21 protein-coding genes, 1 other RNA gene and 1 pseudogene are annotated in these 20,983 nt (G+C 36.2%); 15 read left to right on the top strand and 8 right to left on the bottom strand.

Annotation, left to right across the window (positions count from 1 at the left end):
- Nucleotides 1-30 precede the first annotated feature (30 nt).
- The 12 genes from rimO (at nt 31) to lpxA (ending at nt 12,294) form a co-directional block, all read left to right on the top strand.
- Entirely contained in the window at nt 31-1,374 is a 1,344-nt protein-coding gene (gene rimO, locus SKM54_RS09150; protein WP_154772930.1) for a 30S ribosomal protein S12 methylthiotransferase RimO, read from the top strand.
- A gap of 48 nt (nt 1,375-1,422) precedes the next feature.
- On the top strand, nt 1,423-2,151 hold the full coding sequence (pyrH, locus tag SKM54_RS09145) for a UMP kinase (protein ID WP_154772943.1): 729 nt from the start codon (nt 1,423-1,425) through the stop codon (nt 2,149-2,151).
- Between the two features lie 79 nt (nt 2,152-2,230).
- A complete protein-coding gene (gene frr, locus SKM54_RS09140; RefSeq protein WP_154772929.1) occupies nt 2,231-2,785 on the top strand; it encodes a ribosome recycling factor in 555 nt (184 codons plus the stop codon).
- Between the two features lie 4 nt (nt 2,786-2,789).
- Entirely contained in the window at nt 2,790-3,542 is a 753-nt protein-coding gene (gene uppS, locus SKM54_RS09135) for a polyprenyl diphosphate synthase (protein ID WP_321095206.1), read from the top strand.
- Between the two features lie 3 nt (nt 3,543-3,545).
- On the top strand, nt 3,546-4,370 hold the full coding sequence (locus SKM54_RS09130) for a phosphatidate cytidylyltransferase (protein ID WP_154772927.1): 825 nt from the start codon (nt 3,546-3,548) through the stop codon (nt 4,368-4,370).
- The gene (ispC, locus tag SKM54_RS09125; protein WP_154772926.1) at nt 4,371-5,561 is read left to right on the top strand and encodes a 1-deoxy-D-xylulose-5-phosphate reductoisomerase; all 1,191 of its coding nucleotides are present in this window, start codon (nt 4,371-4,373) and stop codon (nt 5,559-5,561) included.
- A 12-nt stretch (nt 5,562-5,573) separates the two neighbouring features.
- Nucleotides 5,574-6,929 carry an RIP metalloprotease RseP gene (gene rseP, locus SKM54_RS09120; RefSeq protein WP_321088252.1) on the top strand — a complete coding sequence of 452 codons (1,356 nt, stop codon included), beginning with the start codon at nt 5,574-5,576 and terminating at the stop codon, nt 6,927-6,929.
- 38 nt (nt 6,930-6,967) lie between these two features.
- Complete coding sequence (gene bamA / locus SKM54_RS09115) at nt 6,968-9,415, top strand: outer membrane protein assembly factor BamA (RefSeq protein WP_321095205.1); 2,448 nt, start codon at nt 6,968-6,970, stop codon at nt 9,413-9,415.
- A gap of 40 nt (nt 9,416-9,455) precedes the next feature.
- Entirely contained in the window at nt 9,456-9,941 is a 486-nt protein-coding gene (locus tag SKM54_RS09110; RefSeq protein ID WP_154772923.1) for an OmpH family outer membrane protein, read from the top strand.
- Nucleotides 9,942-9,944: 3 nt separating this feature from the next.
- Nucleotides 9,945-11,018: a UDP-3-O-(3-hydroxymyristoyl)glucosamine N-acyltransferase gene (lpxD, locus tag SKM54_RS09105; RefSeq protein ID WP_321095204.1), complete on the top strand. Its 1,074-nt coding sequence runs from the start codon at nt 9,945-9,947 to the stop codon at nt 11,016-11,018.
- Between the two features lie 5 nt (nt 11,019-11,023).
- Nucleotides 11,024-11,503, top strand: a complete 480-nt coding sequence (gene fabZ, locus SKM54_RS09100) for a 3-hydroxyacyl-ACP dehydratase FabZ (protein WP_154772942.1) — start codon at nt 11,024-11,026, stop codon at nt 11,501-11,503.
- A gap of 2 nt (nt 11,504-11,505) precedes the next feature.
- The gene (lpxA, locus tag SKM54_RS09095; RefSeq protein WP_321095203.1) at nt 11,506-12,294 is read left to right on the top strand and encodes an acyl-ACP--UDP-N-acetylglucosamine O-acyltransferase; all 789 of its coding nucleotides are present in this window, start codon (nt 11,506-11,508) and stop codon (nt 12,292-12,294) included.
- Nucleotides 12,295-12,338: 44 nt separating this feature from the next.
- On the opposite strand, the pseudogene SKM54_RS09090 reads toward lpxA, so the two are convergent.
- A pseudogene (locus tag SKM54_RS09090) lies at nt 12,339-13,149 on the bottom strand (YbgF trimerization domain-containing protein).
- Between the two features lie 279 nt (nt 13,150-13,428).
- Between SKM54_RS09090 and ffs the strand changes: the two are divergent.
- Nucleotides 13,429-13,525, top strand: an RNA gene (gene ffs, locus SKM54_RS09085) — signal recognition particle sRNA small type.
- 63 nt (nt 13,526-13,588) lie between these two features.
- Here ffs and SKM54_RS09080 read toward each other — a convergent pair.
- The 4 genes from SKM54_RS09080 to SKM54_RS09065 form a co-directional block, all read right to left on the bottom strand.
- Complete coding sequence (locus SKM54_RS09080) at nt 13,589-14,203, bottom strand: regulatory protein RecX (protein WP_321095202.1); 615 nt, start codon at nt 14,201-14,203, stop codon at nt 13,589-13,591.
- A 102-nt stretch (nt 14,204-14,305) separates the two neighbouring features.
- Entirely contained in the window at nt 14,306-15,346 is a 1,041-nt protein-coding gene (gene recA, locus SKM54_RS09075; protein WP_154772919.1) for a recombinase RecA, read from the bottom strand.
- Between the two features lie 144 nt (nt 15,347-15,490).
- Nucleotides 15,491-15,931: an RNA-binding S4 domain-containing protein gene (locus SKM54_RS09070; RefSeq protein WP_154772918.1), complete on the bottom strand. Its 441-nt coding sequence runs from the start codon at nt 15,929-15,931 to the stop codon at nt 15,491-15,493.
- The gene (locus SKM54_RS09065) at nt 15,924-16,610 is read right to left on the bottom strand and encodes an HAD-IA family hydrolase (protein WP_321095201.1); all 687 of its coding nucleotides are present in this window, start codon (nt 16,608-16,610) and stop codon (nt 15,924-15,926) included. Before SKM54_RS09065 ends, SKM54_RS09070 begins: the two co-directional genes overlap by 8 nt.
- Nucleotides 16,611-16,625: 15 nt before the next feature.
- Here SKM54_RS09065 and SKM54_RS09060 point away from each other — a divergent pair, with 15 nt between their 5' ends.
- Nucleotides 16,626-17,477 (top strand): 3'(2'),5'-bisphosphate nucleotidase CysQ family protein, encoded by an 852-nt coding sequence (locus SKM54_RS09060; RefSeq protein ID WP_321095200.1) that lies wholly within the window; start codon nt 16,626-16,628, stop codon nt 17,475-17,477.
- A 51-nt stretch (nt 17,478-17,528) separates the two neighbouring features.
- On the top strand, nt 17,529-18,278 hold the full coding sequence (locus tag SKM54_RS09055; RefSeq protein ID WP_154772915.1) for a histidine phosphatase family protein: 750 nt from the start codon (nt 17,529-17,531) through the stop codon (nt 18,276-18,278).
- 42 nt (nt 18,279-18,320) lie between these two features.
- Here SKM54_RS09055 and SKM54_RS09050 read toward each other — a convergent pair whose 3' ends face one another.
- The 3 genes from SKM54_RS09050 to SKM54_RS09040 all read right to left on the bottom strand — a co-directional run bounded on the left by SKM54_RS09050 (nt 18,321) and on the right by SKM54_RS09040 (nt 20,882).
- Nucleotides 18,321-18,761, bottom strand: coding sequence for a hypothetical protein (locus SKM54_RS09050; RefSeq protein WP_154772914.1), 441 nt, complete (start codon nt 18,759-18,761; stop codon nt 18,321-18,323).
- A 184-nt stretch (nt 18,762-18,945) separates the two neighbouring features.
- Complete coding sequence (locus SKM54_RS09045; RefSeq protein WP_321095199.1) at nt 18,946-20,748, bottom strand: acyltransferase family protein; 1,803 nt, start codon at nt 20,746-20,748, stop codon at nt 18,946-18,948.
- On the bottom strand, nt 20,748-20,882 hold the full coding sequence (locus SKM54_RS09040) for a hypothetical protein (RefSeq protein WP_321095198.1): 135 nt from the start codon (nt 20,880-20,882) through the stop codon (nt 20,748-20,750). Before SKM54_RS09040 ends, SKM54_RS09045 begins: the two co-directional genes overlap by 1 nt.
- Between the last annotated feature and the right edge of the window lie 101 nt (nt 20,883-20,983).

Below are 20,983 nucleotides of genomic sequence, written 5' to 3'. Positions count from 1 at the left end.
AATATGCGCATTCTAGTGGAGCGCAGATTCATGAAATCCCCCAAAGTCGGTTTTGTTTCTTTAGGTTGTCCTAAGGCATTGGTAGATTCCGAACGAATTTTAACTCAGTTGAAGACTGAAGGTTATGATGTAGCGTCAGATTATGACGGTGCGGATTTAGTTGTTGTAAATACCTGTGGTTTTATTGAATCTGCAGTACAAGAGTCTTTAGACGCAATTGGCGAAGCCATGAGCGCAAATGGTCGTGTTATTGTGACGGGCTGTTTAGGTAAAGACGAAGACAAAATTCGCCAAATGCATCCAAATGTATTGAAAGTGACAGGTGCGGCGGCATATCAAGAAGTGATGGAAGCTGTGCACGAATATGTGCCTGAGCCACCAAAACACAATCCGTTTATCGATTTAGTTCCAGAGCAAGGTATTCGTCTTACGCCAAAACATTATGCTTATTTGAAAATTTCAGAAGGCTGCAACCATCGTTGTACGTTCTGTATTATTCCAAGTATGCGTGGTGATTTGGTTTCTCGTCCTGTTGGTTCTGTATTAAGCGAAGCACAAGCATTGAAAAATGCAGGTGTAAAAGAAGTATTAGTTATCTCCCAAGATACTTCAGCTTATGGTTTAGATACTAAATACAAACTAGATTTCTGGAATGGTCAGCCTGTTAAGACTAAATTCTTCGACATGTGCGAAGCTTTAGGTCGGTTGGGTATTTGGGTTCGTTTACATTATGTATACCCATATCCACACGTAGATGCTGTTATTGATTTAATGGCACAAGGTAAAATTTTGCCTTACTTGGATATTCCATTCCAACATGCAAGTCCAAAAATATTGAAGCTTATGAAGCGACCTGCTCATAGTGAAAATACTTTAGATCGTTTAAAAGTTTGGCGTGAAAAATGCCCTGATCTTGTTCTTCGTTCAACATTTGTTGTGGGCTTCCCAGGTGAAACTGAAGAAGATTTCCAAATGTTATTGGATTGGTTGAAAGTAGCACAATTAGATCGAGTGGGGTGCTTTACCTATTCACCTGTAGAAGGTGCAACGGCAAACGACTTACCAGATCACGTGCCTGAAGAAATCAAACAAGAGCGTTATGAGCGTTTCATGCAAGTTCAGCAAGAAATTTCAGCAGCTAAACTTCAAAAACGTATTGGTCAAACTATGACTGTACTTGTAGATGATTTGGAAGAAGAATTCCCAGTTGCTGTCGCGCGTTCTTATGCCGATGCACCTGAAATTGATGGTAATGTGTTCGTTGAAGATATCGACAAATCACAAATCAAAGCAGGTGATTTACTTGAAGTCGAAATTACAGATGCAGACGAATACGATTTGTTTGCTAAATTGATTCGCGTCAAATCTGCTTAAAAGTTAAATATATAAAAAATAGTTTGTAGAGAATCGGAGCTTTTTATGATGTTGGATTCAAAAAAACCACGTTATGAACGTATCTTGTTAAAGCTATCAGGTGAAGCACTTGCTGGTAATAAAGATATGGGTATCGATGCACAAGTGCTCGATCAAATGTCGTTATCAATTGCTCACTTGGTTGGTTTAGGTGTGCAAGTTGGTATTGTTGTTGGTGGTGGTAATTTATACCGTGGTAGTCAATTGCAAAAAGATGGTTTGGTTGGTCGTGTAACTGGCGATCAAATGGGTATGCTTGCAACTGTAATGAATGGTTTAGCATTACGTGATGCATTGGTACGTCGTAATATCAAAACACGTTTAATGTCTGCTTTACCAATTGGTGCTGTTGTTGAACAGTATTCAAGCCGTGATGCGATTCGTCATTTAACACAAGGCGAAGTATGTGTATTTGTTGCGGGTACGGGTAATCCGTTCTTTACAACAGATACAGCTGCATGTTTACGTGGTATTGAGATTGAAGCCAATTTAATCTTGAAAGCGACAAAAGTTGATGGCGTATATAACAAAGATCCAAGTAAATACGAAGATGCAGTTAAATACGACGCTTTAACATTTGACCAAGTGTTAGATGAGAAACTAGGTGTGATGGATTTAACAGCAATTTGCTTATGTCGTGATCATAATGTACCACTTCAAGTATTCGATATGAATAAATCTGGTTCTCTACTCTCGGTTGTAATGGGCGAAAAAGAAGGTACTCACGTTACTAACTAATGTACGTGAGCCTGAAAGCTCTTTATACTACAAGCTATTTTTAAATTACATCTTTGAAGAATTTAGTAAGGAAGATCATATGATTAACGATCTTAAAAAAGACGGCGAACAACGCATGCATAAGACGCTTGAGTCTTTAGAACAAGGTTTTGCTAAAGTGCGTACGGGTCGTGCGCATCCATCAATTCTAAATGGTGTAATGGTACCTTATTATGGTTCAGACGTACCTTTGAACCAAGTTGCTAACGTGGGTGTAGAAGATTCACGTACATTACTGGTTCAACCATTTGAACGTACAATGGTTTCAGCAATTGATAAAGCAATCCGTGAATCTGACTTGGGCTTAAACCCAATTACAGCAGATGCGATTCGTGTACCACTTCCAGCATTAACAGCAGAAACACGTAAAGACATGCAGAAAGTTGCACGTGCAGAAGCTGAACATGCAAAAGTTGCTCTACGTAACATTCGTCGTGATATTTTGGGTGATGTAAAAGCATTGTTGAAAGAAAAAGAAATTTCTGAAGATGATGAGCGCCGTGCGGGTGATGACGTTCAAAAAATGACAGATAAATTCGTAGCAGAAGTAGATTCGCGTTTAGCTGCGAAAGAAGCAGAATTAATGAAGGTCTAATTAAATGACCGACGTTGAAGACTGTTTATATCTTCCAAAACATGTTGCCGTCATTATGGACGGCAACAATCGTTTTGCAAAAAAAAATCAATTGGATACAGGTAGTGGACACCGTGAAGGTAAAAATGTCCTAGACCCAATTGTTGAGCATTGCCGTAAAAGAAATATTAAGGCACTCACCGTTTTTGCTTTTTCGAGTGAAAATTGGAACCGTCCTCAATTTGAGGTGGATTTACTCATGCAGTTGTTGGAAGACACAATTCTTGAGCAAATACCTCGTATGGAGGAATTCAACATTGCATTACGTTTTATTGGAGATCGCTCTCGTTTATCTCTAAAATTGCGTGACCTTATGTTGCAAGCTGAAGAAAGGACTGCTAAGTTCGACAGTATGACTTTAACTATTGCGATTAGTTATGGTGGTATGTGGGATATGGCGCAAGCTGCAAAGCAGATTGCCTTAGATGTTCAAAATGAAAAATTAAAAATAAATGACATTGATGCAGACCTATTTGGTCAGTATGTGAGTTTAAGTGATTTGCCTGCGGTGGATTTACTCATTCGCACAGGCGGTGATTATCGTTTATCTAATTTCTTATTGTGGCAAGCAGCATATGCTGAATTGTATTTCACCAAAACATTATGGCCTGAATTTACTGTCGAAGAGTTTGATCTCGCGATTGCTGAGTTTGTAAGTCGTGAACGTCGTTTTGGTAAAACATCAGAGCAAGTTCAACAAAAGAATATTGAGAATTAATACATGTTAGAGCGGATTATTACCGCATTAGTTTTGGTTGCTGTGGTTTTGAGTTGTATGTTTGCAACGCAATCACACTATCCAATGCTTATGCTGATGATTGTTGCTGCTGGGGTTGCTGGGTATGAGTGGTTTAAGCTTATGCCAAAGCGCTCTGCAAATGTAATTAAACCACTTGCTTGGGGCTTTGGTATTGTTACAGCAGCACTTTCGACTCTTGCTCTCTACTACAGTGAAATTGCACTGTTGCTATGGATAGCATCAATTTTTATTTGGATATTAAGCATTCATTGGGTGAAGTCTTATCCTGAGTATGATGGCTGGTATAATTTTTCATTAAATTTTATTGGTTTTGTACTCGTTTCTGCTGCAGTTACCGCAATTTTCTCGGTATGGGATAGCTCACCTTGGTGGCTTATGTACCTGTTCTTATTGGTATGGGGTGCAGATAGTGGTGCTTATTTTGTAGGGCGTAAATTAGGTAAGCGTAAACTTGCACCGCATGTTAGTCCAAATAAATCTATTGAAGGTTTATTTGGTGGTGTATTTGTTTCAGCTGTAATTATTATTGTGGTTGAAGCAGTTTATTTAGATTTGACGATTGCACAACACATTCTATTTTTAATTCTTTCAATCATTACTGTATTTAGTTCGGTATTGGGTGATTTGTTAGAGTCTATGATTAAACGCCGAGCAGGTATTAAAGATTCAGGTCGAATTTTACCGGGTCATGGTGGTGTGTTAGATCGTATTGACTCTTTACTTGCTGCGGCACCAGTGTTTGCAGTAGGTATGTATGTTTTAAAACTTATTGGCGTAGATTTATAAATGTCTCAAACTGTTTGTATATTAGGTGTTACAGGTTCAATTGGTCAAAGTACGTTAAAAATACTCGAACAGCATCCAGATCAATATTCAGTTTTTGCTGTTACAGCGTACAGCCGAATTGATGAACTTGTTCAAATATGCAAACAGTTTAGTCCAAAAGTTGTGGTTGTACCTTCGCAAAAAGTTGATGAATTAAAACAAAAATTAAATGCTCAAAAGCTAAATCATATTGAAATTTTAGCAGATGAAGCGGGTCTAGTTGCTGTTGCGGAACATTCATCTGTAGATGTAGTGATGGCTGCAATTGTTGGCGCTGCAGGTTTAATGCCAACTTTAGCTGCTGTAAAAGCAGGTAAGCGTGTGTTGCTTGCAAATAAAGAAGCATTGGTGATGTCGGGTGATATCATGATGCAAACTGCACGTGAATTTAATGCTTTACTATTACCTGTAGATTCTGAACATAACGCTATTTTTCAAAGTTTACCGCAAAATTATTTACAAACTGAGCGTAATGGAAAACCTAAACAGGGCGTTTCTCAAATTTTGCTCACAGCTTCAGGTGGACCTTTTTTAAATCATACAATTGAACAGTTAGAAGCGGTAACACCTGAACAAGCATGTAAGCATCCAAATTGGTCTATGGGGCAAAAAATATCTGTAGATTCTGCAACCTTAATGAATAAAGGCTTGGAGCTTATTGAAGCATGTCATTTATTTGCGATAGAAGAACAATTTGTTACAGTTGTAATTCATCCACAAAGTATTATTCATTCATTGGTTCAGTATGTGGATGGTTCAACTTTGGCACAAATGGGTAATCCTGATATGTGTACGCCTATTGCTCATGCTTTAGCATGGCCAGAGCGTATTCAGACACATGTGCCACCACTGAATTTATTTGTGAATAATCAGTTGAATTTTCAAGAACCAGATACAAGTCGTTTTCCTGCGCTAAATTTGGCAAGACAAGCGATGAAGGTTGGTGGTCTTGCCCCCACTATTTTAAATGCAGCAAATGAGATAGCTGTGGCTGCATTTTTGAAAAATAAAATAAAATTTACTGAAATACATCAAATTGTAGATCGGACATTAAATAGCATTGCAAATGCGCCAGCAGAATCAATTGAAACAATTTTACAAATTGATCAAAAAGCTCGTATAGTTGCTGAGCAGTTTGTAATTGGTCATTAACGGGGTAGTAAAATGAGTGTTATTTTTATCATTATTGCAGCCATTTTATTACTTGGACCTTTAATTGCGATTCATGAATTTGGTCATTATTTTGTCGCACGAAAGTTAGGCGTTAAAGTTCTAGTTTACTCAATTGGTTTTGGCCCAACACTTCTAAAGTGGACATCTAAAAAATCGGGTATTCAATACCAATTATCTGCATTGCCTTTAGGTGGTTACGTCAAAATGTTAGACGAGCGCGAGGGTAATGTTGCAGAAGAAGATTTGCCTAAAGCTTTTAATAGACAAAGTCCATGGAAAAGAATTGCAATTGTTGCTGCTGGACCACTTATTAATTTAGCTTTTGCTGTTGTTTTATTTTGGATTTTATTTCTTCCATCTCAAGAACAGTTAAATACTCGAGTTGGTAGTGTTGTACCAAATTCACCTGCTGCAACAGTACAAATGCAAGTGGGTGATAAAATTACTGCAATTGATGGTACATCGGTTTCTTCATGGGAGAAACTTAACTTTGCACTTGTTGATCGTGTGGGTGAAACGGGTGTTATTAGTATCGATGCAGAACGAGCAGGACAATTTCAAAATTTCAAACTTCCAATTGAGCATTTTTTAAAAGATCAAAGTCAATCGCCATTAGATGCTTTGGGCTTTACACCATATCGTCCACATATTTCGGCTGTTATTACGAAATTGAGTGATGATGGTGCTGCAATTCGTCAAGGTATGAAAGTTGGCGACAAGATTGTTGCAATTGATAGCGTAAAAATGAATGATTGGTTTGATGTTGTGCGAGTTGTACAAGCATCACCAGAAAAATTACTAAAAATTGATGTATTAAGACAGAATAAATTGGTACAACTTGAGGTAATGCCTCAGGGTAAACGGGATAACATGGGGAATTTTTCTGGTGTGCTTGGTGTACAAAGTGATCCAGGAAAGGTTACAGTACCTGCTGAATATAAACAAACGATTCAATATTCGCCTATAGAAGCGCTGACCATGGCTGTTGATAAAACAGGTCAGATTTCAGGGATGATTTTAAACTCGATTGTTAAAATGGTTCGTGGTTTAATTGGTTTAGATAACTTATCTGGTCCAATTACCATTGCGAAAGTTGCTGGACAGAGTGCTGAAATGGGGTGGCAAACGTTCATTTCATTTATGGCACTTATGAGTGTAAGCCTTGGTATATTAAATTTATTACCAATTCCTATGCTTGATGGTGGACATTTAGTTTATTATTTTATAGAACTAATCCGTGGAAAACCGGTTTCTGAACAAATACAAATAGTTGGTTTGAAAATTGGTATGGTATTGCTAGGGAGCATGATGCTCTTGGCGTTATTTAACGACTTTATGCGTTTATAAAACGTAGATGATATAAATTAACATTGGAAAATACTGGCATGCATCACAAAAACCTCTTTATGCCTTTAGCACTGATTAGTGCGATGGCTTCAGCACAACAAGTATATGCAGCAAATGATTTTGTCGTTCGTGATATAAAAATAGATGGACTTGTTCGCTTATTGCCAGCCAATGTTTATGGCTTGATTCCTGTAAGCAGCGGAGATCGTGCAAGTGACGCTGTTATTGCAGACTCAATTCGTGCCTTATATGCATCTGGGCTATTCGATGATATTAAAGCTTCAAATGAAAATGATGTGCTTGTTTATCGTGTTGTAGAACGCCCAATTATTTCTAAAGTAGAATTTAAAGGCAATAAACTCATTCCAAAAGAAGCTTTGCAAGAAGGCTTAAAGAAGATGGGTGTTGCAGAGGGCGAAGTTCTTAAAAAATCTGCAATTCAAACGCTTGAATCAGAACTTGCACAGCAATACATGCAGCAAGGTCGCTATGAAGCAACTGTAAAAGTGATTAGCACGCCACGTCCAAATAACCGTGTAGATTTAACGGTAGAATTTGCTGAAGGTAAAGCGGCTAAAGTTGTAGATATCAACCTTATTGGTAATACAGTATTTAAAGATAGTGACATTAAGCAAGCATTTGCAATTAAAGAAAGCGGCTGGAGTTCGATTGTTACTCGTAACGATCGCTATGCACGTGAAAAAATGGCAGCAAGCTTAGAATCTCTTCGTGCTTTATATTTAAACAAAGGTTATATCAACTTTAATATCAACAACTCTAATTTAAATATTAGTGAAGATAAGAAAAATATATTTGTTGAAGTTTCTGTTGATGAAGGTGATCAATTCAAATTTGCTGAAACTAAATTCTTAGGTGATGCACTTTATTCTACTGATGAATTAAAAACGCTACAAATCTATAAAGATGGTGATATTTACTCACAAGAAAAAGTAAATAATGTTAAGCAATTACTATTACGTAAATATGGTAATGCTGGTTACTACTATGCAGAAGTTAACGTTGTACCTGAAATTGATAATGAATCAAAACAAGTAGGCTTAAACTACTATATCAATCCAGGTCAAAAAGTAACTGTGCGTCGTATTAACTTCACAGGTAACTCAAAAACTGATGATCAGGTATTACGTCGTGAAATGCGTCAAATGGAAGGTGCATTAGCAAGTAATGAAAAAATTGATTTATCTAAAGTACGTTTAGAGCGTACTGGTTATTTCAAAACTGTTGATGTAAAACCTGAGCGTGTACCAGGTTCGCCTGACCAAGTCGATTTAAACGTTGCTGTTGAAGAACAACATTCAGGTACAAGTACACTGGCTGTTGGTTTCTCTCAAAGTGGTGGTATGACTTACCAAGCTGGTTTAAGTCAAACAAACTTCTTTGGTACAGGTAATAGTGTTGCAATTGATTTATCTCGTTCGCAAACACAAGATTATTACAACCTGAGTGTTACAGATCCGTACTTCACTATTGATGGTGTGCGTCGTGGTTATAACATGTACTACCGTAAAACTAAGCTAGATGATGATTACAACGTTAATAACTATGTAACAGATAGTTTTGGTGGAGGTTTAACTTTTGGTTATCCAATTGATGAAAACCAAAGCGTAAGCATGGGTTTAAATATTGATAATACTGAAGTGACGACGGGTCCTTATGTATCTACATATATTCGTGATTATTTGTTAGCGAATGGTGGTAAGCAAACGAATTCTAGCGGTTATAATTGTACTGATCCGAGTGACCCAACAACTTGTATCGACAAAGGTACAGAGTTTAAGGGTGATTTCTTAACCTTTAACCTGAATTTGGGTTGGTCGTATAATACATTAAACCGTCCAATCTTCCCTACATCTGGTACATCACATCGTGTGAATGCTGAAATTGCGGTTCCAGGCAGTGATGTTGAATATCAAAAAATTACTTATGATGCACAAGCATTTTTCCCATTAGGTAAAGATTTTGTCCTACGTGGTTACGGAAAATTAGGTTACGGTAACGATTTACCATTCTATAAAAACTTCTATGCGGGTGGTTATGGTTCGGTACGTGGCTATGACAATAGTACTTTAGGTCCAAAATATCCAAGTGTAGATTTTGAAAATGGTGGATCTAACTATGCCAATGAGGAAGAGGTTGGTGGTAATGCCTTAGTACAATTTGGTACAGAGCTTGCGTTACCTGTTCCATTTAAAGGTGATTGGGCGCGTCAATTTAGACCTGTAATCTTTGCAGAAGGTGCACAAGTATTTGATACGCAATGTGATGTACCAAACTCTCCAACAGATAAACAATTCTGTAAAGATAATAATGGTTTTGACTTAGGTAATATGCGTTATAGCGTGGGTGTTGGCTTTACATGGATTACCATGATTGGTCCATTATCATTAAGTTATGCATTCCCATTGAATGATAAACCAGGTGATGAAACGAAGAATATTCAATTTGAAATTGGTCGTACTTTCTAAGTACGGCTAATCTCCTTAATATTAATTAGGATCTTATAAAATGAAAAAAGTATTACTAGCATTGGCATCAGGATTAGCTTTTACAGCGGTACAAGCAGCAGATTACGGTATTGTTGATATTGACAAAGTTGTGCAAGGTAGTGCTTATTTAAAGCAACAGCAAAGTGCTTTACAACAATCAATTAAGCCACAAACAACTCAAATTGAACAACTTCAAAAAGATTTAGCAGGTATTCAGCAAAAAGGAAATGCTGCTAAAAGCCAAGCTGAAGTTGATAAACTGAAAAAAGACTTTGATACAAAAGCTGCTCAAGTTAATACTTTACAACAGCAAGTTCAGTCTAAAGTGCAAACTACTATGCAAGCAACAAACACAGTATTTGAAACTCGTGTAAAAACTGCTGCTGAGCAATTACGCAAAGAAAATAAATTAGATTTGGTTTTAAACAAAAATTCAGTACTTGCATCTGATTCAAGTGCTGATTTAACTGATAAAATCATTCAAAAGGTTAATGCAATTAAATAATTTATGAATCATCAATTTTATCGCTTAGATGTTCTCGCTAAGCAAGTACAAGCGAAGTTTTTTGGGCAAGCCGATCTTGAGTTATTGGGTTTGGCTAGTCTTGAAAAGGCAAATGAAAAGCAGCTTGCATTCGTAAATGGTGAGAAATACATCAATCAAGCGAAAGGGTCTAAAGCTGGGGCACTTATTGTGACTCAAGAATATAAAGACTTGCTTGAGGGACATCATTCTAATTTCTTGGTTGTAGATAGTCCATATCTTGCCTTTGCGATACTTACGCATGTATTTGAGCGTAAACAAATTGAGCGTGGTATTGAAAATACTGCGCAGATTCATCCGTCAGCAATCGTTTCAGAAACGGCATATATTGGTCATTATGTTGTGATTGGTGAAAATTGTGTTGTTGGCGATGATTCAATTATTAACTCTCATGTGAAAATTGATGATTTTGTTGAAGTAGGTAAAAAGTGTTTTATCGATTCTCATGTGACTTTAACAGGTGCATGTAAAATTGGTCATCGTGTTCGTATTCATGCAAATACGGTGGTTGGTGGAGAGGGTTTTGGCTTTGCTCCATACCAAGGAAAATGGCACAGAATTGTACAGTTGGGTTCGGTCATTGTTGGTGATGATGTTCGCATTGGATCAAATTGTAGTATCGATAGAGGTGCTTTAGATGACACTATTTTAGAAAATGGTGTGATTATTGATAACCTTGTGCAAGTTGCTCACAATGTGAAAATTGGTGCAAATACGGCAATTGCTGCAAAATGTGGTATTGCTGGAAGTACAACAATTGGCAAAAACTGTGTCCTTGCAGGCGCTGTTGGTATCGTGGGTCACATTAATATTACCGATAATGTGACAATCACAGGAATGTCAATGGTGACAAATAATATTTCTAAGGCAGGTACATATTCTTCCGGTACTGCGCTCATGGAAACAAATGCTTGGAAAAAAGCCGCTGTTCGCTTTAAACAATTAGCAGATGTGCCATTGACCCAATTGGTCAAACGACTTGATCATATGCAATCACAAATTGAATCCCTTGAATCAACATTTAAATTGCGTAAATAATTATGATGACAGAGTCTAATACTACAACATTCACGATCCCGACATTACCAATGAACATTAATGTAATTCGTGAATATCTACCACACAGATATCCTTTTTTACTTGTCGATCGTGTGACAGAAATTACTGAAAACTCAATTGTTGGCTATAAAAATGTCACAATTAATGAAGAGTTTTTTCAAGGGCATTTTCCTGAATATCCAATTATGCCGGGTGTGCTGATTATTGAAGCGCTCGCACAAGTTTCGGGTGTTTTAGGCTTTGTAATGAATGGTGAGAAGCCAAAACCAGGTTCTTTGTTCCTATTTGCAGGTGCAGAAAAAGTAAGATTTAAGAAACAGGTGGTTGCAGGTGACCAACTTGTATTAAAATCTGAATTAGTAATGCAAAAACGTGGCATTTACAAGTATCATTGTACTGCTTCGGTTGACGGCATTGTTGCTGCAGCTGCAGAAATCATTATTTCACACCAAAGAACAGGGTAGGCATGAGTAATAACGAATTTATTCACCCAACGGCTATTATTGATCCATCCGCTGAAATTGCAGCAGATGTGCAAGTAGGACCATATTGTATTATTGGCCCTAAAGTTAGCATTGGCTCAGGCACAAAGCTACACTCACACGTTGTTGTTGGTGGATATACTCGTATTGGAAAAAATAATGAAATTTTTCAATTCGCAAGTATTGGAGAAGTTTGCCAAGATTTAAAATATGCTGGCGAAGAAACTTGGCTAGAAATTGGCGATTATAATACGATTCGTGAGCATTGCAGCTTACATCGTGGAACGGTACAAGATAATAGCTTAACAAAAGTTGGTAGCCATAATTTACTTATGGTGAATACTCACATTGCACATGATTGTGTAGTGGGGAATAACAATATTTTTGCGAATAATGTAGGTGTTGCAGGACATGTGCATGTTGGTGATTTTGTTGTAATTGGTGGTAACTCTGGTATTCATCAGTTCTGTAAAATTGATTCTTATAGCATGGTTGGCGGTGCATCATTAATTCTTAAAGATGTTCCTGCCTATGTTATGGTTTCAGGAAATCCTGCGCATGCATCAGCAATGAATGTTGAGGGAATGCGTCGTAAAGGATGGTCTAAAGAAGTGATTCAAGGACTTCGTGAGGCCTTTAAACTGATTTATAAAACAGGTTTAACTACAACAGAAGCTGTTGATAAAATTCGTAATGAAATTCTACCAACTGTACCTGAAGTTCAGCGTTTAATTGACTCTGTTGAGCAATCTAGGCGTGGTATTGTTCGTTAAAATCTGTTTAAAAATAAAAAAGACACCAAATGGTGTCTTTTTTATTACTTCAGAAAACCAGCTTCTTCTGATTTTGGATAATTAGATAGAATTTGAGTTTTATATTTATTCGCTAAAGCTGTGTTTTTATCAACATTAAGCGTAATGCTATGAAGTCGATATAATGCACTAGAAGCTTTCGATGAGTTTGGATATTTGTTTGCAACAATCTCAAAGTTCTTTTTAGCTTCAATATAATTTGCAGGATCAATTCCTAAATTAAATTCGGCTAACCAAAAATAGGCATTACTAATATAGATGCTATTGGGATGGTTTTTTACAAAAGCCTGCATTGGCGCAATAGCTTTTTTAGCACCACCTTGTTTGTAAGCTTCTAATGCAACAGTATACGCAGTTTTGTCAGCGCTCGACGTTGCTACAGTATTGGAATTTGATGTTTCTACCTTAGCTTGTACTGGGTGGAGTATCCTGTTGGTTATCCTCCTCTGGCTTTGTAACAGAATCCGGATCAACTTTTTCTTGAAGTAGTTCTAAGCGTTGGTCTAAATCTGTATAACGATTTTGCAAATCGTGTTTTAATTGTGCAATTTCGTTATCTTGTTCTTCCATTTTTCCACGTAAACTACGTAACTCATTTTCTAAACGATCTGCTTTTTGCATAAGTTGCCAATTTACGTTCGTTGGCGTTGTAGCAGTATTATCATTAGGTGAATTTGATACATTAATGGCAGGAGCTGTTGCTGCTACATAGTTTCCAGCATCTTGGCTTAGTCCACGAGACTCAATAGGAATTGCATAAAGTGGAGCAGAGCAGAGCAATGTTATTGTAAATAGAGTATGCTTTTTTAGCATAATATGATGTCCATTTTAGATTGCTGTATTGGTTAAAACATATAACCAAAGATTTATTTGATAGAGATATTTAAAACGTCTGCACAGTGAATTGCAATATGCTTTTACAAAGTTACGTTATTTAAGCGATATTGAGTTTAGCGAAAAATATTGAAGATAAAGTGAATAAATAATTATTTTGTTTTATTAATAATCAATCGGATGAATCATTACTGAAAATTAACTTTGTTCGCTTGCAAGTTCATTAAAAATCACTATACTCTTTCCTTGCAATGGTAGCCCTGCCGGTTACTTCGCAATTGTTCTCTGTGAACCCCGCCAGGACCGGAAGGTAGCAACGGTAACAGAATAATGATGTGCCGAAGTCTTGCTGGTAGGGTTGCCACCAGTTTTATAATAAAAATATTTAATTTTCTCTATTGATCTAAACTTTCAATTCTATTTATTCAAAATCATTTGGTTTTCTGCTAATCGCTTTAATAATTGCATCCATTTCAAACCCTCGATACATCAAAAATCGTATTTGCTTGGCTTTAATTTTTGGATCTTTACTTACTTCGGTTCCGTATTTTTTAACTTTTAGTTCATATGCTTGTTGAATCCAATCTGTTTCTTTTAATTCATCTGCAATTAATGAAGCATCAATTTTTTTATTTTTAAGCTTCATTTTAATTTGATTTGGACCTTTGCCTTTACGCTTTTGGCTTGAAAGCATAATTTCAGCAACACGCTGGTCGCTTTGGTAATTTTCTTTAGATAGCTCATCTACAAGCTTTAGAACTTCATCTCTATTGTCTGCATATAGCGCTAGTTTCTCTATGAGTTCTGCTTTCGAGTATTCTTTACGGGTAAGTACGGCAAATGCATAAGAACGCAAACGAGAGCCTGTTAAGCCTGGTTTTTTAGTTTCTTGAGTGGAGTGGTCAAAAAGACGCTCTTCAGGATTAAAAACCAAAGCAGAAGTTGCAGATGATGTTTGAGCTTTATCTTCATCATCACCAAATTGCTGTTTTAAGGTTTCATAATCGAGCAGTTTGTTAAACTTTGCGTCTGACATGATTTTCCCAATTGAGTGTATTGCTAAAAGTTATATCAACATAATAACAAAACGCCCCGAAGGGCGCTCTGTATTGATTCTTTAAATAATATAAATGCTGAATTAAGCATCTAAAAGATCAGGTTCTTGCTCATCTGTATCTTCTACAACAGTACCAATTGTTAGAAGTTGATCGCGAACTAATTTTTCAATTGTTTCAGCCAATTCTTTATGTTCTTCTAAATAGCGAATGGTATTGTTTTTACCTTGACCAATTTTATCGCCTTGATATGAATACCAAGCACCTGCTTTTTGAACAATTTCTTGTTGAACAGCAAGGTCGATAAGTTCACCAAGATGGTTTACGCCTTTACCATAAAGAATTTGGAATAATGCTTCACGGAAAGGAGGAGCCATTTTGTTCTTAACAACTTTAACTTTTGTTTCAGAACCAACAATTTCATCACCTTCTTTTACTTGACCAACACGACGGATATCAAGACGTACAGAAGCATAGAATTTTAGTGCGTTACCACCAGTTGTCGTTTCTGGGCTACCAAACATTACACCAATTTTCATACGAATTTGGTTAATGAAGATCACCATGCAGTTAGAACGCTTTGCGTTACCTGTAATTTTACGTAGCGCTTGGCTCATTAAACGCGCTTGTAGACCCATGTGAGAGTCACCCATTTCGCCTTCAATTTCCGCACGAGGAGTAAGTGCAGCTACAGAATCGACAACGATCATGTCGATTGCACCAGAGCGAACAAGCATATCTGCGATTTCAAGCGCTTGTTCACCGTTATCTGGTTGAGAAACAAGTAAATTGTCGATGTCTACGCCAAGTTTACGTGCATATTGCGGATCAAGTGCATGTTCTGCATCGATGAAAGCACATGTACCACCAGCTTTTTGACATTCAGCAATTGCTTGTAATGTCATTGTTGTTTTACCTGAAGATTCTGGACCGTAGATTTCTACGATACGACCTTTAGGTAAGCCGCCAATACCAAGTGCGATATCAAGAGTCAAAGAACCTGTTGAGATTGCTTCTACAGCTTGTACAGCGTTATCACCTAAACGCATAATTGTGTTCTTACCAAATTGTTTCTCAATTTGGCTAAGTGCAGCATTCAGCGCTTTACCTTTATTCTCATCCATCTTATAACCTCAATACGATGTCACTAAACAATATACTCAAGTGGATGTATTTCATTAAATCGATTTCCACCTGACTATAGTGACAGAAAGTTTACTTATGTTCTATTGAAATCATACTGTGTACGACACAATATGACGCGTCTATCAATCATCATGATAAGACCAAGATTGGTCAAATTGTTGATCATTTTCTTGTTTGAACTTGCTGATATCCCTACGGTCTTTTTTACTTGGTCGGTGATCAGGTCGAGCTAGATTATGCATCTTTCTTTGGGTGTTAATCAAATCTCTACGTGCAATACTTACTTCTGTTTCTTCATAAAGTAATTGTGCAACTGGTGCAGGGCCACGAACATCAGAAAGTGCTTTTACAATTACAGATTTTTTTTCTATTCCTTGCTGAATGGTGAGTTCCATTCCAACACGAATTTCACGAGATACTTTTACGCGCTCGCCATTTTGGTGGACTTTACCACCTTCAATTGCATGTTTAGCAATAGAGCGTGTTTTAAAGAAACGAGCAGCCCAAAGCCACTTATCAACACGCATGCCGACAGCATCTGGTGCTAGATTCGATTTACGCATATTTTTCACGTTCCTCGGCTTGTTCTAAGTGTTCAATTAAGTCGGTTAAATTATTTAGCATAGGATATGCAAATTCCGTGCGTGGTGCGTTATCGGAAGATGGTTGTACAATGCTAAATAAATTTTTAATACCGAATTTTTTTGCACTACTTAGCACTTTTTCAGTGTCATCTATAAAATAACTTGTTTCAGCGTCAAATGGATGCTGTTTAGCTAGTATTTCCCAAAACTGGGTAAATTCTTTGGCGTGACCAATGGTTTCAGAGCTTACAATTACATCAAAATATTTTGCTAGATGTGTTTTTTCTAATTTAAATTTTAAGCCTGCTGCATCGGCATTGGTGGCTAACCAAATAGGATAATCATTATCTTTTAAATAATTGAGAAGTTCTAAACAGCCTTCACGTTTTTTGACTTTATCTTTATATTCTATTTGCATAGCTAAAACATCCACACCAACTTTTGCTGTCCAAAAGCGTGAAGAGTACCAATTTAGCGTATGATTATGTTCTTGGTAAAAATCATAAAGCGTATTTTTACTTTGTTCTATTGTGCATTGATGCGTTTCTGCATAACGAATAGGTAATAGGTGATTCCAAATAAAATCATCATAAGCAAGGTCGAGTAAAGTTCCGTCCATGTCGAAAATGATTGTTGGTTTTTTAGAGTGATTTGACATATTTAAAGGTAATCTATGTTTAAGCCTACAACAGCACCGCAAGACAGTTTGACTTTGCAGCTTGTTCCCATTCTGACACAAGCGTGTGAAATTTTGCGAGAAGAATATCAACAATATTGCGCTGGTTTGGCTTTTAATATAGAGAAAAAACAAGATGAATCCCCTGTAACACAGGCAGATTATCGAGTGAATCATTTTTTGACATCTGCATTGGCTGAAATATCAGCTTTGCCTTTGCTTTCGGAAGAAGGTGATCATTTAACACGACAAAATTGGCAAAAGTTTTGGATGTTAGATCCGCTAGATGGTACGAAGGAGTTTTTACATAAACGTCCTGAATTCACCATTAATTTAAGTTTGATTGAAGGTGAACACACGACTTTTGCGGTACTTGCGATTCCTTGTGTAGATATTTTGTATATTGCGCCTGAAGAAGGTTTGCCACTTAAATACGAAATAGAAACTCACCAATGGTCAATTTATTCAAAGAGTGATGATGACTCGAAAATTAAAATTGGCTTAAGTCAAAGTAGTCAAAAAAAGCCAAAATATGAGCAATATTTACAAGCAATGTCTGAGTTAACCGAGTATTCGGAATTTAAAGCAGGAAGTGCTTATAAGTTTTGCATGATACTTGAAGATAAAGTTGATATTTACCCAAGATTTCATCCTACCTGTGAATGGGATACGAGTGCGGGGCAGTGTTTGCTTGAGCGTATTGGTGGTGGATTGGTTAATCTTCAAGGAAAATCATTTCTATATAATCAAAGAGATACATTGTTAAATGGTGGGTTTATTGCATATAAGAATGAATATATGAAAAATCTAGCATTTCAAGCACTAGAACTTATGGCTAGTAAGCATTGAGCAAATATTCCTTCATGCTATAGTGGAGTAAATATTTGCAATGTTTTTATTATGGCATTAGATCTTCTTCCGACAAGCATGTTAAGGGCAATTGATTTGTTGCCCGATACCAATGTGCCTGTAACTTTGTTTACACGTCATTCAATTCGAGAAGAAGCTGCTGGTAAAGGCTTGGCAGGATACGACCTGCAATTGACCAATCAGGGGCGGGACTTAGCTGAAGCTTGGGGCAGTTATTTAATAGATAATACGGATCGATCAATTCAGCATTGTATTTCTAGCCCAATTCAGCGTTGCATTGATACTGCTGCATTAATGATTCAAGGCGCAGATGATACGGGTCAAATATCACATACACATCATATTGAAATTATAGAACAAGGTTTATTGGTAGAACCGGGAAGCTTTGTTTTAGATATTAAGCAAGCAGGGCCATATTTTAAAGAGCAAGGTGCATTGGGCTTTATTAATAGCTTTGTGAATAATGCTTTACCGGGAATGAAAAAGCCAATTAATGGTGCGGTAGATGTCTTGGAGCTTATTTACAATACGCATCCTGAACAAAGAAATGGATTAAGTTTGGCTGTGAGTCATGACACAATTTTAGCTGCAATTTTGGCGGTAATATCTGGGCGTTCTGTAGTAACCAAAGAAGATTGGCCGAAAATGATGGAAGGCTTATTTGTTTGGTTTGAGGGCGATGTATTTTTAGAGTCTAAGCTGAAATGGATTTGGCGCGGGGAAATACATGAGCTTGATATTCGTGATTTTGAAACAAGAAATGAGCTAATTCATTTGTAATTTTAAAACCAGTTACTCAAAAGAATAACTGGTTTTTTTATATTAGATTTTTGCTTTTAATCGATTTTCAAATTTTAATAAGTTGATTGTGAAACCATCATCATTTAAAGGCCAAACATACGTATTTACAGGAATACTTTGTTGGTGCATACGATTGTATTTATCGGCAGCGATGAGTGTTGCAATGTCGTGATCTGGAATTGTATAGGCGTAAACAACATCTTTAGGGTATTTGGTGCGTGAATAAAACTCTTCTTCGGTTTCGCCTTCGTGCAGGGCAAAGATTCGCTCTATAGCGGGTAAGTAAACCCCATAACCTAACCATGAGTCTACACCTTGAGAGGCTTGAATTTCTGCCGTACCTTTCATGTTGGAAATGACTTTTCCTATAATGTCAGTTACGCCTTTTGAATTAAAATATTCAATGTACTGATTTTCTGTTTCTTGGAATTTTTCGAGCGTTGGTAGAAATTTATTAATCATTGTGTTGTCCCAATTTAAGAAATACTGCTTATATGGTGTATAACGACTAAAAAATAATACCATAATTTTTTTATGGGATTGTTTTATTCATTGAAATTATTTTTATGTTGATTCTTTTGTATGATTGATTGTACTTATAAAACAGTAGGCAATAAAAAAAGCCCTAAAAGGGCTTTTTTTATTATTATGGATTTAAAGCTTCTTTAAACATTGGTGTTAAGAGTTTATTGCCATATTCGCTTAAATGGTCTGCATCTCTATAGATAGGTCTATTTTTATAAATAGATATACATTCATTTTGGGGACATAAAATTGTTGTTGGATCTAAAACTTTTGCATCACAAGATTGTGCTGCATCAGCTATTAAAACTCTTGATTTAGATGCACGATATAAATATTCCTTATAAGACATGGTTGTTGGTATTGACTCATTAAAAAATAAGTTTTTAGCAACAGTTTTGGGTATGTTTGTCGAAAACTCAGGCACTGGATAAGTAATATAAACTGGATTGTGCTTGGAAACGCGACATAGTGTTTCAGTCAAATCTTTTGCTGTTAATTTATAAAGGTCATTTTTACTAAGCCTTTCATTTTTAGAAAAATATAAAAGTGCTTTTTTTTCTTCATTTTTTACACGTTCAACATCATTTTGCCCTTCAATATACACAGGAAGTCTTGATATTAAAATAATTGGGACATTTTTATATTTTTGAGACTCAATGAGTTGAAATCTTTTTTTATTGATATTTTGACAGTCATCATTATTATTAATATCTCTAACATTGGCATTGAGTAATAGTGGGCAACTAGCGGTAACAATAGATACAATACCCTCTTTATTTAAATCAAAAGCTGAAGCAACAGAGGTGGTTATTGAGTCTGCATGACTATCGCCAATTACGATTGCTTTAATATTATCTTGATTCCCAATTTTACATTCTTCAGCATCGCGATTTCTATGTCCAGAATCACATTCATAAGGATTTGTGCCTTTAAGTTCGTCTAATGCAACGATAATTTCTTTTGAATAGTGAAACTTCATTCCATCCGTTTCTTTTACTGCATATCCACAAGCTAGAATAATTAAGAAAATATAAAAAGGTTTAACTTTATATATTTCTTTCCATGATGAGTAGCGCGGGAAATTAATCTTTTCAATAAATTGGTAACTTAAGAAACCGAGTAAAATTGATAGTGGAATTCCATAGATCCACCAATTTTCAAATGCAAAATAGAAACCTAATACTACAAGTGGCCAATGCCACACATAGATAGAATATGACCATTTACCAATAGAATTAGAAATAGGGTTGTTTATTAAAAAGTTATTTTGATAGTTTGCAACGACTATTAAATATGCACCTAATACTGGTATTAGTGCCATGTATCCTGGCCAAGGCGTATCTTTTGATATTAAAAAATATGAGGCAATAATTAAGATAATACCTAAGCATTGAGTAATAACTTGATGTGACTTATTTTTTAATGACCATGGATATAGGAATGCTAAGCCACCAAGTAACATCTCCCAAGCACGGCTTGTAAGTAAAAAATATGCCGTTTTACTATCTTTGTAAGTTGCATAAATACAGTAAATGAAACTTACTAAAAATAAGCCTAAAACTACACGCTTTAAATTACTAAAGCTTAAGAATCTCTTTAGAGCAATAATTATTATTGGGAAGAAAATATAGAATTGCCACTCAACAGATAAAGACCAAGTATGAAGAAGCCATTTGGTATGTTCTGCGGTATCAAAATAACCACCACCTTTTGCGAACAATAAATTTGAAATAAATAGAGAGCTTTTTTCAATTTGGCGCCCTAAATCGCGATAGTCTGTAGGGAGTAGATAAAACCAACCAAATACAAGTAACACCACTGACATAGCGGCAAGAACAGGTATGATTCGATTTGCTCGAGCATTATAGAATTTGAATAAATTAAATGTATTTTTTTCTACGCCATTAAAAATAATGGAGGTCATTAAAAAACCAGAAATGACAAAAAAACATCTACCCCTGCAAATCCGCCTGGTAACAATTGTTGATTAAAATGAAATAATACAACTGCAAGAACTGCTATTGCACGAAGCCCATTAATATCTTGACGAAAATCCATTTAAGTAACTACTTAATTTTATTAAATAAGAATATATTAGTCGAAACTCACATTAAATAGAATTAAAAATTAAGGTTTTATAAATACTATTGTTATATGAA

It is taken from the genome of Acinetobacter faecalis (genome assembly GCF_034187745.1).
Lineage (GTDB): Bacteria > Pseudomonadota > Gammaproteobacteria > Pseudomonadales > Moraxellaceae > Acinetobacter > Acinetobacter faecalis.
This window is presented reverse-complemented; position numbering and strand designations above follow the sequence as displayed.

Coding starts and splice junctions, on each gene's coding strand:
- SKM54_RS09045 (WP_321095199.1), bottom strand. CDS start 20,748: ATGACCTCCATTATTTTTAATGGCGTAGAAAAAAATACATTTAATTTA.
- ispC (WP_154772926.1), top strand. CDS start 4,371: ATGTCTCAAACTGTTTGTATATTAGGTGTTACAGGTTCAATTGGTCAA.
- SKM54_RS09130 (WP_154772927.1), top strand. CDS start 3,546: ATGTTAGAGCGGATTATTACCGCATTAGTTTTGGTTGCTGTGGTTTTG.
- recA (WP_154772919.1), bottom strand. CDS start 15,346: ATGGATGAGAATAAAGGTAAAGCGCTGAATGCTGCACTTAGCCAAATT.
- lpxA (WP_321095203.1), top strand. CDS start 11,506: ATGAGTAATAACGAATTTATTCACCCAACGGCTATTATTGATCCATCC.
- frr (WP_154772929.1), top strand. CDS start 2,231: ATGATTAACGATCTTAAAAAAGACGGCGAACAACGCATGCATAAGACG.
- fabZ (WP_154772942.1), top strand. CDS start 11,024: ATGACAGAGTCTAATACTACAACATTCACGATCCCGACATTACCAATG.
- SKM54_RS09070 (WP_154772918.1), bottom strand. CDS start 15,931: ATGCGTAAATCGAATCTAGCACCAGATGCTGTCGGCATGCGTGTTGAT.
- pyrH (WP_154772943.1), top strand. CDS start 1,423: ATGTTGGATTCAAAAAAACCACGTTATGAACGTATCTTGTTAAAGCTA.
- SKM54_RS09080 (WP_321095202.1), bottom strand. CDS start 14,203: ATGTCAGACGCAAAGTTTAACAAACTGCTCGATTATGAAACCTTAAAA.
- lpxD (WP_321095204.1), top strand. CDS start 9,945: ATGAATCATCAATTTTATCGCTTAGATGTTCTCGCTAAGCAAGTACAA.
- rimO (WP_154772930.1), top strand. CDS start 31: ATGAAATCCCCCAAAGTCGGTTTTGTTTCTTTAGGTTGTCCTAAGGCA.
- SKM54_RS09040 (WP_321095198.1), bottom strand. CDS start 20,882: ATGGATTTTCGTCAAGATATTAATGGGCTTCGTGCAATAGCAGTTCTT.
- SKM54_RS09055 (WP_154772915.1), top strand. CDS start 17,529: ATGGCATTAGATCTTCTTCCGACAAGCATGTTAAGGGCAATTGATTTG.
- uppS (WP_321095206.1), top strand. CDS start 2,790: ATGACCGACGTTGAAGACTGTTTATATCTTCCAAAACATGTTGCCGTC.
- bamA (WP_321095205.1), top strand. CDS start 6,968: ATGCATCACAAAAACCTCTTTATGCCTTTAGCACTGATTAGTGCGATG.
- SKM54_RS09065 (WP_321095201.1), bottom strand. CDS start 16,610: ATGTCAAATCACTCTAAAAAACCAACAATCATTTTCGACATGGACGGA.
- SKM54_RS09050 (WP_154772914.1), bottom strand. CDS start 18,761: ATGATTAATAAATTTCTACCAACGCTCGAAAAATTCCAAGAAACAGAA.
- SKM54_RS09060 (WP_321095200.1), top strand. CDS start 16,626: ATGTTTAAGCCTACAACAGCACCGCAAGACAGTTTGACTTTGCAGCTT.
- SKM54_RS09110 (WP_154772923.1), top strand. CDS start 9,456: ATGAAAAAAGTATTACTAGCATTGGCATCAGGATTAGCTTTTACAGCG.
- rseP (WP_321088252.1), top strand. CDS start 5,574: ATGAGTGTTATTTTTATCATTATTGCAGCCATTTTATTACTTGGACCT.